This window comes from Aquamicrobium terrae, from assembly GCF_052978165.1.
The window spans coordinates 73,217-88,651 of record NZ_JBRKLZ010000001.1 but is presented as its reverse complement, the minus strand read 5'-3'; the positions used below and the strand labels follow the sequence as shown (position 1 = coordinate 88,651).

Annotated in this window: 14 protein-coding genes; 5 read left to right on the top strand and 9 right to left on the bottom strand. The window is 62.7% G+C overall.

Going from position 1 to position 15,435, the window contains the following annotated elements; all coding sequences use genetic code 11:
• Positions 1-3: 3 nt before the first annotated feature.
• From pgsA to ACVCNR_RS00495, 3 genes are all read right to left on the bottom strand, one after another.
• Entirely contained in the window at positions 4-600 is a 597-nt protein-coding gene (gene pgsA, locus ACVCNR_RS00505; protein ID WP_354195840.1) for a CDP-diacylglycerol--glycerol-3-phosphate 3-phosphatidyltransferase, read from the bottom strand.
• 126 nt (positions 601-726) lie between these two features.
• Positions 727-2,754: an excinuclease ABC subunit UvrC gene (uvrC, locus tag ACVCNR_RS00500; RefSeq protein WP_447073358.1), complete on the bottom strand. Its 2,028-nt coding sequence runs from the start codon at positions 2,752-2,754 to the stop codon at positions 727-729.
• The gene (locus ACVCNR_RS00495; RefSeq protein ID WP_447073356.1) at positions 2,751-3,515 is read right to left on the bottom strand and encodes an SDR family oxidoreductase; all 765 of its coding nucleotides are present in this window, start codon (positions 3,513-3,515) and stop codon (positions 2,751-2,753) included. The genes uvrC and ACVCNR_RS00495 overlap by 4 nt, the downstream gene beginning before the upstream one ends.
• Positions 3,516-3,933: 418 nt before the next feature.
• Between ACVCNR_RS00495 and ACVCNR_RS00490 the strand changes: the two genes are divergently transcribed.
• Positions 3,934-4,605 (top strand): outer membrane protein, encoded by a 672-nt coding sequence (locus ACVCNR_RS00490; protein WP_354195846.1) that lies wholly within the window; start codon positions 3,934-3,936, stop codon positions 4,603-4,605.
• Positions 4,606-4,705: 100 nt separating this feature from the next.
• On the opposite strand, the gene ACVCNR_RS00485 is transcribed toward ACVCNR_RS00490, so the two are convergent.
• From ACVCNR_RS00485 to ACVCNR_RS00460, 6 genes are all read right to left on the bottom strand, one after another.
• Positions 4,706-5,302, bottom strand: a complete 597-nt coding sequence (locus tag ACVCNR_RS00485) for a glutathione S-transferase (RefSeq protein WP_447073354.1) — start codon at positions 5,300-5,302, stop codon at positions 4,706-4,708.
• Positions 5,303-5,393: 91 nt separating this feature from the next.
• Entirely contained in the window at positions 5,394-5,837 is a 444-nt protein-coding gene (locus tag ACVCNR_RS00480; RefSeq protein ID WP_447073352.1) for a hypothetical protein, read from the bottom strand.
• A 52-nt stretch (positions 5,838-5,889) separates the two neighbouring features.
• Entirely contained in the window at positions 5,890-6,750 is an 861-nt protein-coding gene (locus ACVCNR_RS00475; protein ID WP_447073350.1) for a 23S rRNA (adenine(2030)-N(6))-methyltransferase RlmJ, read from the bottom strand.
• Positions 6,747-7,352, bottom strand: coding sequence for a hypothetical protein (locus ACVCNR_RS00470; RefSeq protein ID WP_447073348.1), 606 nt, complete (start codon positions 7,350-7,352; stop codon positions 6,747-6,749). The genes ACVCNR_RS00475 and ACVCNR_RS00470 overlap by 4 nt, the downstream gene beginning before the upstream one ends.
• A gap of 22 nt (positions 7,353-7,374) precedes the next feature.
• The gene (locus ACVCNR_RS00465) at positions 7,375-7,824 is read right to left on the bottom strand and encodes a DNA polymerase III subunit chi (protein WP_354195856.1); all 450 of its coding nucleotides are present in this window, start codon (positions 7,822-7,824) and stop codon (positions 7,375-7,377) included.
• Between the two features lie 38 nt (positions 7,825-7,862).
• Positions 7,863-9,371 carry a leucyl aminopeptidase gene (locus ACVCNR_RS00460; protein WP_447073347.1) on the bottom strand — a complete coding sequence of 503 codons (1,509 nt, stop codon included), beginning with the start codon at positions 9,369-9,371 and terminating at the stop codon, positions 7,863-7,865.
• 320 nt (positions 9,372-9,691) lie between these two features.
• On the opposite strand from ACVCNR_RS00460, the gene lptF reads away from it, so the two are divergent.
• From lptF to ACVCNR_RS00440, 4 genes are all read left to right on the top strand, one after another.
• Entirely contained in the window at positions 9,692-10,891 is a 1,200-nt protein-coding gene (gene lptF, locus ACVCNR_RS00455; RefSeq protein WP_447073346.1) for an LPS export ABC transporter permease LptF, read from the top strand.
• Positions 10,888-11,976: an LPS export ABC transporter permease LptG gene (lptG, locus tag ACVCNR_RS00450; protein ID WP_447075614.1), complete on the top strand. Its 1,089-nt coding sequence runs from the start codon at positions 10,888-10,890 to the stop codon at positions 11,974-11,976. The genes lptF and lptG overlap by 4 nt, the downstream gene beginning before the upstream one ends.
• Before the next feature lie 158 nt (positions 11,977-12,134).
• Positions 12,135-14,411 carry an LPS-assembly protein LptD gene (locus tag ACVCNR_RS00445; RefSeq protein ID WP_447075613.1) on the top strand — a complete coding sequence of 759 codons (2,277 nt, stop codon included), beginning with the start codon at positions 12,135-12,137 and terminating at the stop codon, positions 14,409-14,411.
• An 87-nt stretch (positions 14,412-14,498) separates the two neighbouring features.
• Positions 14,499-15,434 carry a peptidylprolyl isomerase gene (locus tag ACVCNR_RS00440; RefSeq protein ID WP_447073345.1) on the top strand — a complete coding sequence of 312 codons (936 nt, stop codon included), beginning with the start codon at positions 14,499-14,501 and terminating at the stop codon, positions 15,432-15,434.
• The last annotated feature ends 1 nt before the right edge of the window (position 15,435 follow it).

Genomic DNA, 15,435 nt, shown 5'->3' with positions numbered 1-15,435 from the left:
GCCCTACTCGTCGACAATGTGCTTCAGGCCGGCCCTGAAGTAATCATAGCCCGTATATAGGGTCACGATGGCCGCGATCCAAAGGAGCACCAGCCCGGTCAGCGTCGTGTAGGGGAAGATCTTGTCGCCCGCCGGCCCCGCCAGCAGGAAGGCGATGGATACCATCTGGATGGTGGTTTTCCACTTTGCGAGCTGTGTCACCGGCACGCTCACCTTCAGCGCAGCCAGATATTCGCGCAGGCCCGAAACCAGGATCTCGCGGCACAGGATGATGATGGCCGCCCACAGCGACCAGCCGGCGATGCCACCGCGGTGATCCGTATCGGCGGCAAGAAGCAGAAGGCAGGTCGCCACCAGCAGCTTGTCGGCGATCGGATCGAGCATGCGGCCGATATTGGAAGTCTGCTTCCAGGCGCGGGCGAAGTAGCCGTCGAAATAGTCGGTGATGCTGGCGGCGAGGAAAACCGCCAGCGCCGACCAGCGGGCGAAGTCGCTCGATTTGAGATGCCCCTCGAGATAGAAGCACAGGACGACCAGCGGCACCGCCAATATGCGGGCATAGGTCAGCATGTTCGGCAGGTTGAAAGCTGGGCTGGCCATTTTTGAAAAGTACTCGTCGCAGGCAAATCGGATCGGATTGACCATAGTCAAATCAGAAGGCGGTCATCGGGGCAACTGTCGAAAGCCGTCAACGCGGCAAAACAATGACGATTCCGGCACTGTGGCTCAGCCATTATCGTGGAAGTGGTCATAAACCAGCCGCGCGACCCGCTCGGAAATGCCCTCTACTTCCATCAGGTCGTCCATGGCGGCGCGGCTCACCGCCTTGGCTGTGCCGAAATGGTGAAGCAATGCCCGCTTGCGCGTAGGCCCGATGCCGCCAATCTCGTCCAGAGGGTTGCGCACCATCTCCTTCTTGCGCCGCGCCCGGTGCGAACCGATGGCGAAGCGATGGGCCTCGTCGCGCAATCGCTGCACGAAATAGAGCACCGGGTCGCGCACCGGCAGAGTGAACGGGTTCCTGCCCTGTGCAAAGAAGCGCTCGCGGCCTGCCTCGCGATCCTGCCCCTTGGCGACGCCGATGGCAACGACACGATCCTCGATCCCGAGATCGGCGAGGATCTGGCGCACCGCCGTCATCTGCCCCTGCCCGCCGTCGATCAGGATGACATCCGGCCAGGCTGGAAAGCCGTGCGTATCCTCGACCTCGGCGGCGTCCTCCTCGCCATGCTCCTTGAGCAGGCGTGAGAACCGCCGCTCCATCACCTCGCGCATCATGCCGAAATCGTCGCCCGGCGTGATGGTGGTCGAGCGGATGTTGAACTTGCGGTACTGGTTCTTCACGAAGCCTTCCGGCCCGGCCACGATCATGGCGCCCACCGCATTGGTGCCCATGATGTGGGAATTGTCGTAGACCTCGATGCGCGCCGGCGCCTTGTCGAGCCCGAAAGTGGCCGCAAAACCCTCCAACAGCCGCGCCTGCGTCGAGGTTTCGGCAAGACGCCGCCCCAGCGCCTCGCGCGCATTCTGCAGGGCGTGGTCGGTCAGGTCCTTCTTTTCGCCGCGCGCCGGCACGGAAACGGCGATCTTGCGCCCCGCCCGCGCGCTGAGCGCCTCGGCCAGAAGTTCTCTCTCCTCGATATCGTGGGAAAGCAGGACGGCGCGCGGCGTCGGCTTGTCGTCATAGAACTGGGCAAGGAACGAGCCCAGCACCTCACCCGCCTCCAGCGCCGGGTCGGCCTTGGGGAAGTAGGCGCGGTTGCCCCAGTTCTGACCGGTGCGGAAGAAGAACACCTGGATGCAGTTCTGCCCGCCCTCCTGATGGATGGCGAAGACGTCCGCCTCCTCCACCGACTGCGGATTGATGCCCTGATGGCTCTGGACGTGGGAAAGCGCGGCAAGCCTGTCCCGATAGATGGCGGCATGCTCGAAATCGAGATTGTCGGAGGCGCGCTGCATCGCCTGCGATATCTCCTCCTTAACCTTCTGGCTGCGGCCGGAGAGGAAATCCTTCGCCTCGGCAACCAGCGCCGCATAGTCCTCGTGCGAAATCTCGCCGGTACAGGGGGCGGCACAGCGCTTGATCTGGAAAAGCAGGCAGGGGCGCGTGCGATTCTCGTAGAAGGAATCGGTACAGCTTCTGAGCAAAAACGCCCGCTGCAACGAGTTGATGGTGCGGCCGACCGCCTGTGCCGAGGCAAAGGGGCCGTAATAATCGCCCTTTCGCGAGCGCGCGCCACGGTGCTTGTAGATCCCCGGAGAGGGATGATCCGCCGTCAGCAGAATGTAGGGAAACGACTTGTCGTCCCGCATCAACACGTTAAAGCGTGGGCGCAACCTCTTGATAAGGTTTGCTTCAAGAAGCAGAGCTTCTGTCTCCGTGCGGGTGACGACGAATTCCATGCGCGCCGTTTCGCGCACCATGCGGCCGATGCGGTTGGTGTGGAAACGGCCTTGCGCATACTGTGTCACGCGCTTCTTCAGGCTGCGGGCCTTGCCGACATAGAGCACATCGCCGGCCGCATTCATCATGCGGTAGACGCCGGGCGCATTTGGCAGGCGTTTGACCAGCGCCTGGATCACCTGCGCCCCGGTTTTGCTTTCACCTTCCTCGCCGTCACGATCGAGATCGATGCCGGTGAACGAAACCTCCGGCACAGGGGCCGCCGACTCCTCCGCCACCTCTTCCAGTTCCGTGTCTGGCATGTCTTCGAGGCTGCCGCCCGGCCTTCCGTTTCGCCTCACCGCGTTCATTCCACGACACCCGCGATGTCGGGCGTCTGCCACGCCAGGTGCTGGCCGCCGTCAAGCGCGATCATCTGGCCGGTGACGGAACGCGCCTGCCACAGATAGCGGATCGTGGCGCCGAATTCGGAGAGTTCCGGCCCCCTTTGCAGCAGCAGGGCATCCACCTGCTTGCGGAAATCAGCCTCGTCCTGACGGGCATTGCGCAGCGTCGGGCCCGGGCCGATGGCATTGACGCGGATGCGCGGCGCAAGGGCCTGCGCCATGGTGCGCGTGGCGGTCCACAGGGCAGATTTGGAAAGCGTATAGGAGAAGTAGCGCGGCGAAAGCCGCCACACCCGCTGGTCGATAATGTTGACCACCAGCCCGTCGGCTCCTGCGGGCAATCCTTCCGCCATATCGCGCGCCAGGAGCACGGGCGCCTTCAGGTGGATCGAGAAATGCGCATCCCAGCCCTGCCAGTCGAAGTCGAGGACCGAATCATCCTCGAACAGCGAGGCGTTGTTGACCAGCAGCCTCACCGGCCCAAGCGCCTTCGCCACGCGCTCCATCAGGAATCCGGATTCGCCCATGTCGGTCAGATCGCCATCGAAGACTTCCGCTGTACCGCCCTGGGCATTGATCTGCGCCGCCAGTTCGAAAGCTTCGGGCGAGGAATTGTGGCCGTGGATGGCGACGGCAAAGCCATGGGCGCACAGGTCCTCCACAATGGCGCGACCGATTCGTTTCGCCCCCCCGGTTACCAGCGCTGTTGCGGCCGCCTCGCCCATCTATCGATTCCCATTCTCGTCCATGCGGCCCGAACAAAGGCGGCGCACCTGCCCGCGATCGCCGGTCGGCGTTCAGACTCCGTTTGTGCCTACGGCAGGATTGTGGCAGAAACGCCCAAGGTTCTATCCGATTCACGGGTTCATGGAACCGTGACACGGGCAATATAGGTCCGCCAACGCCTTGTACCAAGCGCGTTTCGCCCGATAGACCGGCAGTCTCCTGACAAATCCTGTTGCATGATTGCAACGCCCTGTTTCGGCCTTATTCGTGCCGGAGAATCACCTAAATTCAGGTTCGCTTCCGCCGCATTTGCCGACGAGATTTCGGAACCGATGAGCGGCGGGATCGTTTTCCTCCCAAAACATTCCCGTTCTCACGTCAGAGAAGCCAGTGTCTGTGGCTGAAGGAGTAACGACCATGACAACCAAACTCAAATTCGCAAGGCCCGCAGCGGCAGCGCTCGGTATCATTGCCTTCGCCGCATCCGCTCCGGCATTCGCCGCCGATGTGGTGATGGAAGAGCCGCCGGCACCCGCGCCGATCGCCGAACTTCCGGTGGCTTCGTGGACTGGTCCCTATGCCGGTGTGAACCTCGGCTACGGCTTCAGCGGCCGCGTGAGGGAGCCGGGCAATTCGATCAGCACCGACGGTTTCCTCGGCGGCGCCTTTGTCGGCTACAACTACCAGATGGACAACAACTTCGTCCTCGGTGCGGAAGGCGACATCGGCTATAGCGGCGTCAAGGGCAGCAATGCCGGCGTCGAAGCCAAGGCTGGCGTCGAAGGCTCGCTGCGTGCCCGTCTCGGTTACGCGATCAGCCCCGACATCCTGCTTTATGGTACCGCCGGTGGCGCGGCCCAGAGCCTGAAGGTTACCGATCAGACGACCGGCGACCGCGACCGCAACACCATGCTCGGCTGGACCGCCGGTGCCGGTACGGACATCAAGTTCACCGACAACGTGTTCGGCCGCGTCGAGTATCGCTACACCGACTACGGCAAGGAAAGCTTCAACCTTGGCGCTGCCGGTACGGCCGACTTCGACTCGCGCGACCACCGCATCAACTTCGGTGTTGGTATGAAGTTCTGATCCAGACACCGGATCGCATGAAAAAGCCGGGGCAATCGCCCCGGCTTTTTTTTGTTGGCCTTGTTCCCGGCTGCGAAATCGGTTCATGCCTTGATGCAAATCAGGACGGAAGAGAGGACTTCAGCTCAGGGAACTTCTCGTCGAAACGTGCCGCCCAGCGGGTCAGGCGACCGCGACCCCGCTCCCATTGTCCGGCGAATCGCAGCGACAGGTATCCCAGCATGGCGCGAACCGCGATCTGGCCTGCCGTGATCTTCTTCGGCAGCTTCGGCGGATTGGCGTTGAGATGGTCGAGCGCCCGCGCGATCTTGCGCCACTGGCCATCGATCCACTCTTGATGCACCTTTTCCTCCGGACGCATGCGGCGCTCATAGACGATCGCCAGCGCACAATCACAGATGCCGTCCGCCAGAGCTTCCATCACCTCCGCTTCGGTGCGCCTGTCCGGATTGCGCGGGAACAGCGCGTTCTTCGATTCGCGGTTCAGATATTGGGTAATGGCACGACTGTCGAAGATCACGCGCCCGTCATCGAGCAGCAGCGTCGGGATCTTGCCCAGCGGATTGGCGCCGATCAGCTCGGCCGGCTGGTCCGCGGTCTGGGTAAGCGCTCCCTCGATGGCAATGCCCGCATAGGCCGCCGCCATGCGCACCTTGGCGCTATAGGGTGAGGCTGGGGCATAAAGCAGCTTCGGCATATTCTCTTCCAATCCTGGTTGCATGCGAACGAAAGCCTGCCCCGGGGCGTCCACCTTCGGGGCTGGAGGTCATTCCAATCTGGTCAGCGTGTTAGCGCAGAACCCGGCAATGCGCGTTGTAGACCAGCCAGCGGTCAAAGCCCGACACGCAGAATTCGACATTGTTTCCGACCGAGGCAAATCCCTGCCCCTCCTCGATCAGATACCAGATGTCGCGGTCATAGCCGTCCGAGAGCGTCACCTTCGCTCCGCAATAGTGGCGCGCGATCGGCCAGCGCTCGCTTGCGGGCTCGCTCCGGCGCAGGTGGATGCGATGGAAATCGGAAATGGCGACCTGCGGCAGGTTCGGCACGTTGCGCACCTGATGCGAGAACTTGCTGGTGATCCGGTTCAGCACCGAAGGCGTGCTGCAAACGCTGGGCACGCTCTCCTCAACATAGGGAGCAAGATCCGCCGCATGCGCAACGGGCTGCATGAGCAGCGGAGAACAGATGCCGGCAATGGCAAGAAGGGCGGACTTGGCGGCGCGGATCATTTCAACCTCTCAAGGTGATTTGGCGGCACTGTGAGGATTTCGCGAGGCGCGGTCAAGCGTCTGCCTTCTCTCCCGCAAGCCAGCGCAGGGACCATTTCGAGCCGGGTTCCAGCGCCAGCAGGCGATGAAGCTCCGGCAACAGGACCTTCAGTTCCGCCTCCAGCGTGAACGGCGGATTGACCACCACCATGCCGCTGCCGTCCAGCCGGGGAACGGAGGCTGCCGGCCGTATATCGAAGGCGATATCGAGCACGCGCGGAATCCCCGCTTCCGACAATGCGGCGTGAAAGGCCGCAACGGCCCGGCGGTCCTTGATCGGATACCACAGCGCATAGATGCCGCCCGGCCAGCGGCGATGCGCGCGCACCAGCCCGTCCACCAGCCGCTGGAACTCGCCGCCTTCCTCGAAGGGCGGGTCGACCAGCACAAGCCCGCGCTTTTCCTTCGGCGGAAGATGGCCCCCAAGCGCCAGCCAGCCATCCAGCTCGATCACCCGGGTCTGAATATCGCCTTCGAATCGGGCTTTGAGCGACGCCGCATCCCTGGGATGCAGTTCGATGGCCGTCAGCCTGTCCTGCCGGCGCAGGAGATGACGAACGATCAGCGGGGAGCCGGGATAATGCGCAAGATCCTCTGCGTCATTCACCGCACGAACGGCATCGAGATAAGGTGCCAGCAACGCCTGCGCCTCGGGACCGAGCTTCGTCCCGGTGACCTTGCCGATGCCATCGCGCCACTCCCCGGTCTTGCCGGCTTCCTCCGATGCCAGATCGTAGAAGCCGATGCCCGCATGGGTATCGATGACGCGGAAAGGCTTTTCCTTGCGCTTGAGATATTCGACGATGCGCGCGAGCACCGCGTGCTTCACGACATCGGCGAAGTTGCCGGCATGATAGGCGTGACGATAATTCACGGCCCGTTCCCCCTGCCCCAGCGCGGCGGTTGGGAATTCGGGTTGTCCGGCCGGTTCCTGCGGCGCCGGAACGCCAGCACCAGTCCGACGACCCCGACCCCCATCAAGGACAGGCCGACCGGCTGCATGCGCGAATCGACCGCGCCTGACTCGCGCCGCAACACCAGTTCCACGGCCTTGATGTCGGCATCCACCACGTTGCCCCTGCTCAAGTCGAAGCGGTATGTCCCCGCATCCACGGCTTCGATCAATCCGGCATCGTCACGGAACACACGCTCGGTGATCTGCGGGCTCTTCTGACGCGGCGTTGGGCCGGCACGGAAATCCAGCGTCTCCTCCAGCACCCTGCGGCCGTCATGCGCGGCAGTGATACCAAGCTGCGCCCTGCCGCTCTGGACGGCATGCGGGCGCCAGACGGTCAGATCGACCAGCACCCGAACGGGCGCATCGAAAGGCCGCAACGAAATTTCCGCCGGCACGAAGCGGCCCGCCTCGTAGACGCTCCATGTGCCGATTTCCGAGCCGGAGAAATTCGCAATGGCCCAGGGATAAAGACCAAGCGCGGCCCCCGCCAGCAGGACCAGCAAGAACAGGAAACGCATCACCAGTCCCGCCCGCACCACGTCATGCCTTGCGCTCCCAGCGGCGATCCGGCGTCTGCTGCCAGTAGGTCACCTCGTGTCCGGCGGCCTTCATCGCCTTCCAGTGGTTGCGCGCGGCCTCGAGCTGCACCGCGTCATGGCCATCGAACAGGAACACGGCCCGTTCATAGGCCGCGAGATCGGGCGGTTCGGCCCCATCGACGAGAAAGCGGATCTGGGCGCCGTTCGCATTGTCCGTTCCGGTCGTCAGCAGGACCGGCTGCTCGCCAGGAAATGCCTCGCGATCGGTGCCATGGGCGAGGAACGAATCGTCGCGAAATGTCCACAGATGCTGGTCGAGCGCATCGCGGCGATCTTCCGAGCCGGTTTGCACGACCACCCGCCAGCCGCGCTGCAGGCTGCGCTCCAGCAGGCCGGGCAGCGCATCCTCCAGCGTCGATTCGGTCAGGTGGTAGAACAATATCTCGGTCATGGCATCGCAGTCGGTCCGGCGCGGATCAGCGGTCTTCGTTATTTCTCATAATGATCGTGCACCAGCCGGTCGAGCAGCCTGACGCCGAAACCCGAGCCCCACGAGTGGTTGACGTCCGTGGACGGCGCGCCCATGGCCGTGCCCGCGATGTCGAGATGCGCCCAGGGCACATTGTCCTTTATGAAGCGCTGCAGGAATTGCGCGGCGGAGATCGCGCCGCCATAGCGGCCGCCGGTGTTTTTCATGTCGGCGTTCTTGGAATCGATGAGCTTGTCGTATTCCGGGCCGAGCGGCATGCGCCAGAGCCGCTCCTGCGTGGCGAGACCAGCCTGCGTCAGCCGGTTCGCCAGATCGTCATTGTTAGCGAACAGGCCGGCGTGATGCTGGCCCAGCGCCACCATGATGGCGCCGGTGAGCGTGGCAAGATCGATCACGGCCGTGGGCTGGAAGCGATCGCAGCAGTACCACAGCGCATCCGCCAGAACGAGCCGGCCTTCCGCGTCGGTGTTCATCACCTCGATGGTCTGCCCGGACATGGAGGTGACGATGTCGCCGGGGCGCTGCGCATAACCATCGACGGCGTTCTCCACCAGACCGACGATGCCGACCACATTGGCCTTGGCCTTGCGCGAGGCAAGCGCGTGCATGAGCCCGGTGACCGCCGCCGCGCCGCCCATGTCGCCCTTCATGTCCTCCATGCCGGACGGCGACTTCATGGAATTGCCGCCGGTATCGAAGGTCACGCCCTTGCCGACCACGGCCAGCGGCTTTGCGCCCTTGCGGCCGCCTTCCCAGCGCATGACCGCCAGGCGCGCGCCCCGCGGCGAGCCTTGCGCCACGCCCAGCAGCGCGCCCATGCCGGCCTTCTTCATCTCCTTTTCGGTCAGGATATCGACCTGCACGCCGAGCGCTTCCATATCCTTGATACGGGAGGCGAACTCGACCGGGCCAAGGACATTGGCCGGCTCATTGACCAGATCGCGAGCCAGGTTGACGCCGTCGACCATGGCTTTCAGGCCGGCAAATGCCTTGCGGGCGCCGGCCGGGTCCGCACACATAATCGTGATGCGGGCCGCCTTGCGGCGCGCCCCTGCGCTCTCGTCGTCCTTCTCGGACTTGCGGGTCTTGTATTTGTCGAAGGCGTAGGAGCGCAGCAATATCCCTGCCGCGACATTCGCCGCATCGGCGGCCTCGGCCGCTGCATTTGCGGGCAAGTCGAGCACGATGGTCGCATCCTTCGCCTTCGCCGTAGCAGCCGCGATCGTGCCGCCGAGACGCAGCCATGCATGCTCGTCCAGATCGTCGGTCTTGCCGGCTCCGATGACGGTCAGCTTGTCGAGCTGCGTGCCCTGCGGTGCCAGAAGATCGAGCTTGGCCCCGAATTTGCCGGAAAAGTCCGCGATCCCCAGAATGCGCTCAAGTACGCCGGCCGGATCGATGCCGGCGACCGCCTCCCCGAAGCCGGCCTGCTCGGCAAACAGGAGGCAGGCGCTGCCCTTCGTGGGCACGGAGAACTTGGCGAAGCTTATGGCAGGGGTCGATGTCATCAAACTGTGCTTTCGGTATCGTGGAAGATCGCGAGAGTTGGTCGTTTTGCGTGTCTTGGCAAGCTATGGTGAATGCCATGGATAGCAGATCGCGCGATTCGGTTGCGCATCGTCGGTCGCATTTTTAAACCATCCTTTTTCGAAACCTGTTGTTAACCATGAGCCTTCGCGCTTTTTTATCCATTCGGAACGACATTGCGCCCATGGGAAGCGCGATCCGGGCCATGGTTTCGGGTCGCGTGAGTGTGCGGGCGGCACCAGGGCCGACATCCCTCTTTGTGAGGCACGATGCCAGATAAACCGCTCGAGACGCCATCCGCATGAAGGTCATCGAACGCTATATACTGCGCCGCATGCTGACGCTCTTTCTTGGAGCGCTGGCATGGACGCTGGCTATCGTGTGGACAACGCAGGTTCTGGCGCGCATCGATCTCGTCACCGACGGCGGCCAGTCCGCCTTCACCTTCTTCGAGGTCGCGGCCCTGATCATCCCGACGGTCATTCCCATCGTCGTTCCCTTCGCGGTGGCCGGTGCCGTCGCCCAGACGCTGTCGGGAATGAATGCCGATTCCGAACTCGTGGTCATCAACGCCGCCGGCGCATCACGCATGACCGTGGCGAAACCGGTGCTGCTCCTGGCGGTGGCGGCCAGCATATTCTGCTTCGTGATCCAGAACGGCGTCGAGCCCTATGCGCGCCAACGCAACCGCGACCTCATCGCCGAGGCGCGCGCCGATTTCCTGTCGCTGGTCATCCAGGAAGGCACCTTCCGCAAGATCGAGGACGGCCTGTTCGTCCAGGTCGGCGAGCGGCTGCCCGGCAATCGCCTGGCCGGCATTTTCGTGGCCGACAGCCGTGAGGAGGGCATCGATCTCATCTATTACGCCAAGACCGGCGCGGTGGTGGACCGGAGCGACACCAAGGCCTTGCTGATGAATGACGGCGTCGTCCAGCGCAAGGCGGTCGGCGGCGACATCTCCATCGTCCACTTCACCTCATACGCCTTCGACCTTTCGGCCTTCGACGCGGACACGGGCAGCGCGGTGCGCATGCCCAAGGACCAGACGACCGCCTATCTGCTCAACCCGAACCGCAACGACGAGGTCTACAAGAAGTCGCCGCATCTCTACAAAAACGAGCTCAACAAGCGCTTCTCGGAATGGCTTTATCCCATCGCCTTCGCGCTCATCGCGCTTGCCGTGGCGGGTGATGCCAAGTCGCATCGCGAAGCACGTATCCACCCCCTGGTGACGACGATCTGCATTGCCCTGTTCGTCCGCTGGATGGGCTATTTCGCCGAGGGCCAGACAAAGACCCAGCCGCTGTTCAACTATGTGCTCTATGCCGTGCCGATCGGCATGGCGCTGGTATCGGTGTGGTGCATCAGGACGCAGCGTGCAATGGAGCTTCCGATCGGCTGGGTGGATGCGATCAACGCGTTTTCCGGCCGCGTGTCGCGCTTCCTCACGGATCTCAGGCTGCGCATTTCCAACAGCCGGATCGGCCGGGGGTCCGTCTGATGGGCTGGACGCTGGGCCGCTACTTCTTCTTCCGCTACGCGACCATCGCAACATGGTTCTTCCTGGGCATTTTCGCGCTGGTCTTCCTGATCGATTTCACGGAACTGACCAGCCGCACCGCCCGCATCCCCGGCTTCACCTACTGGATCGGCGCCACCATATCGGCCCTGCGGGTGCCGATGCTGGTGCTGCAGACGGTGCCTTTCGTCGGCCTGTTTGCGGCGATGGCGACGCTGGTTTCGCTGAACCGCAAATATGAGCTGGTGGTGGCGCGGGCAGCCGGCATCTCCGCCTGGCAATTCCTGCTGCCGGTCTGCCTTGGCGCGTTTCTTTTCGGCGTGCTCGCCGTCGTCGTGCTGAACCCTCTGGCCGCCAGCGGGCTGGTGCATTCGCAGCAGGTGGAAAATCTTCTGCGCTCCGGCAATTCGAATACGGTCGACAGCAGTTCGGTGCCGTGGCTGCGCCAGAAGACCGCCTCCGGCGACACCATCATCGGCGCCCGCGCCATCCTCAGCCAGGGGCTAGAGATGGCCGACGCCACGTTCTTCATGCTCGACAGCGACGGCGACATATTCGAACGCAGGGATGCAAAGCGGGTGTTCCTGCGCGACGGCTATTGGGAGCTGCAAAACGTCACCGTTCGGCCATCCAACGGTCCCGGCGAGAAGAAGGATATCGACCGGGTTCCCACCGACCTGAAGCCGGAATTCGTCCAGGAACGGCTGGCGCAGCCCGAAACGATCCCATTTTTTGAGTTGCCGAAGAAAATCGAGGTTGCCCGCTCCTTCGGCCTCGGGGCAAATGCCTTCGCGATGCAATTCGATTCGCTGATCGCCCTGCCCTTCCTGCTGGTGGCCATGACGCTGATCGCCGCGACGGTGTCGATGCGCTTCGCCCGCATGGGGCAATCCGCGACGATGATTCTGGGTGGTGTTGTCGCAGGCTTTCTGCTTTATGTCGTCTCGGTTCTCGTCAAGGCGTTCGGTGTGGCGGGGTTCGTGCCCACGGTTGTGGCGGCATGGTTCCCGGTTGTCGTTGCCATGTTTTTCGGAGTAACATTCCTTTTGTATAAGGAAGATGGCTAGTGAGGGGGGCGGTTTTGCAACGCGGTCGGTTCAGCCGATTGTCGCTCCTGTGCGGCGTCAGCGGGCTTGCGTGCCTGCTGGCAAGCGGCTTGGCGACTGCTCCTGCCTTCGCGCAATCCGTGGAGGATCTGGCTTCGGACGTTCCCTCCAATGCCCAGATGCTGCTGGAATCCGAGACCCTCGTCTACGATAACGATTCGCAGACCGTGACCGCCGTCGGCGGCGTGCAGATCGACTATGCCGGCAACCGGCTTGTCGCGCAGCGTGTCGAATACGACCGCAAGACGCAGCGCCTCGTCGCCAGCGGCGATGTCGAGATCATCAACAGCGACGGAACCAAGATCAATTCCGAGCACATCGACATCACCGACGACTTCGCGGACGGTTTCGTCAACGCGCTGCGCGTCGAAACTGTGGATAAGACCTATTTCGCCGCCGAAAGCGCCGAGCGCATGGGTGGCGTGCTGACCACATTCCACAACGGCGTCTACACCGCCTGCGAACCGTGCGAGGACAAGCCCGACAAGCCAGCCATCTGGCGGGTGAAATCGCAGAAGATCATCTGGAACAGCCAGAAGAAGACGATCCGCTTCCAGAACTCCAATTTCGAGTTCTTCGGCATGCCGATCGCCTATCTGCCGGTGTTCGAGATCGCCGACCCGACGGTGAAGCGCAAGAGCGGCTTCCTGTTCCCGTCGATCTCCTACAAATCCGACCTCGGCGTCGGCGTCGGCATTCCCTATTATTTGGCCCTGTCGCCCACCTACGACCTGACGGTGAAGGGCAACTACTATTCCAAGCAAGGTTTCCTCGGCGAGGCCGAGTGGCGCCAGCGCTTCAACAACGGCCAGTACAACCTGAAGATCGCCGGCATCCGCCAGCAGGATCCCGGTGCCTTCGATGCGAACACCGAAAACAGCGGCCCTGATGACAAGCCGAACAGATTCCGCGGCATGATGGGAACGGAAGGCCAGTTCGCGATCAATTCGCGCTGGGATTTCGGCTGGAACATCCTGCTGCAGACGGACAAGAACTTTTCCCGAACCTACGGCATCGACGGCTTCGAGGAATATGTCCATCGCTCCGAGGTCTATCTGACCGGCCTGAACGACCGGAACTACTTCGACCTGCGGGGCATGAAGTTCCAGATTCAGGAAGATATTCTGGAAAGCAATGATAATGGCCGTAGCGAGAAGCAGCCCTGGGTGCTGCCGTCGTTCGACTATGCCTATATTCCCGACACGCCGTTGGCTGGCGGTCAGCTTTCATTCAACGTCAATGCACGCGCGCTCCACCGCAGCCGGTTTGACGGTTCATACCTGCGGGATTCCAACACTAACGCTATCATCCGCGAACCCATAACCAACGATCCGATCTATCAGCGTGTTCGCGGCATTGATGGCAATAGCGGCCGCCTGACAGCCGAGGCGGAATGGAAGCGTTCTTTCGTCACCGATGGCGGCATGGTGTTCACCCCGCTGCTCGCGTTCCAGGCTGATGGAAGCTATCTGAATGCGTCGTCCGAATCGCTGGCGGCGATTGACAACATGGCGCGAAACAGCGGCACCACCGCCGACATGCGCTCGTCCTTCTTTCGGGGGATGGCGACGCTGGGCCTCGAATGGCGCTGGCCGATCCTGTTCTCGGCCACGGGCTCGTCGCATGTGCTGGAGCCGATGGCGCAGCTTTTTCTGCGCCCCAACGAATCCTATGTCGGCGGGCTCGCGGTTCCCAACGAGGACGCGCAAAGCTTCGTCTTCGACGCCTCGACCCTGTTCGAGCGCGACAAGTTCTCCGGCTACGACCGCATCGAGGGCGGCACCCGCGCCAATGTCGGCTTCCGCTATGTCAGCAGCTACGACAACGGCTGGACAACGAACGCCATGTTCGGCCAATCCTACCACCTGAATGGCGAAAACTCCTTCGCGGCTCCCGACCTCGTCAATGTCGGCGCCAATTCCGGCCTTGAAACCGACCGCTCCGACTATGTCGGCCTGGTTGGCCTGAGCAGCCCGAACGGCATTTCCGCCTCGCTCAGCGGCCGCTTCGACGAGCAGACCTTCGAGGTTCGCCGCTCGGAAGTGAAGCTCGGCTACTCCGGCAGCCCGATTTCCTTGTCGGCACGCTATGCCTTCATCCAGGCACAGCCGGATTATGGCTTCACCGAGGATCGTCATGAAGTGTCCTTCGGCGGCTCGGCCCAGTTCGCGGAAAACTGGCGTGTCTTCGGGTCCGGCACCTATGACCTTGAGGAGAACGTCATGGTCAGGAACGGCATCGGCTTCGGCTATGCCGACGAGTGCTTCACCTACCTGATGACCTATTCGCAGACGCGAGACCGTGACGACAAGGAAGTGTCGCAAAGCATCGGCTTCAACATTTCCTTCCGTACGCTTGGCGACTTCGGTTCCGCGACAAGCAACTTCATCCAGTAACGGATATGGCGCTCGACACGGTTTTGCCGCATAACGCGGGCAGAAACGTCTTTTCCAAGTTATCACCCGACGTGAACTGAAAGCTGGATGCCTGGAATGAGGAAATACTTCCTGTCAGCGAGCCTTGCGCTGTTCGTCGCGGCAACGGCCGTTTCGGCGGTGGCTGTCCCGACCCCGGCCGCGGCCGCCGAGATCAAGTATGTCGTCAACAACGTGCCGATCACCACGACCGACATCCAGCACCGCAACGCCTTCTTCCGCCTCCAGCGGCGCAAGGGCGACGCGGGCAACGAAATGATCGAGCAGACCCTGCGCCTTGCCGAGGCCCAGCGCCTGGGCATCCGCATCAGCGACAAGCAGGTCAACGACGCCTATGCGCGCTTTGCCTCCAGCAACAAGATGCAGGTCGCCCAGCTCGATTCCATCCTGGCGCAGGCCGGCGTCACCAAGCAGCATTTCAAGGATTTCATCCGCTCGCAAATGGCGTGGAACCAGGCGATCGGGGCGCGCTACCGGGCCGAACAGTCGAGCACCGGCCTCTCCAGCCAGCAGGAAGCGGTGCGCAACATGCTGAAGAAGGGCGGCAGCAAGCCTTCCGCCACAGAATACATGCTCCAGCAGGTGATCTTCGTCATTCCCCCGGCCGAACGCAAATCGACGCTGGGCAAGCGCAAGCGCGAGGCGGAGGCGTTGCGCGCGCGCTTCAACGGTTGCGCCAACACGCATCAGTTCGCCAAGGGCCTGCTTGACGTGACCGTGCGCGACCTCGGCCGTATCCTGGCGCCTCAACTGCCCCCGGAATGGGCCGACCAGATCAAGAAGACCAAGGCCGGCGGCGCCACCGGCGTGCGCGAAACGGATCGCGGCGTGGAGTTCATCGGCGTGTGCAGCGCCCGCGAGGTCTCCGACGACCGGGTGGCGCAGCTTGTCCTTCAGGAAGAGAACGCCAATGCCGATGCCGACGAACTCGGCAAGAAATACATGGAAGAGCTGAAGAAGAAAGCCAACATCGTTCGGCGCTGAG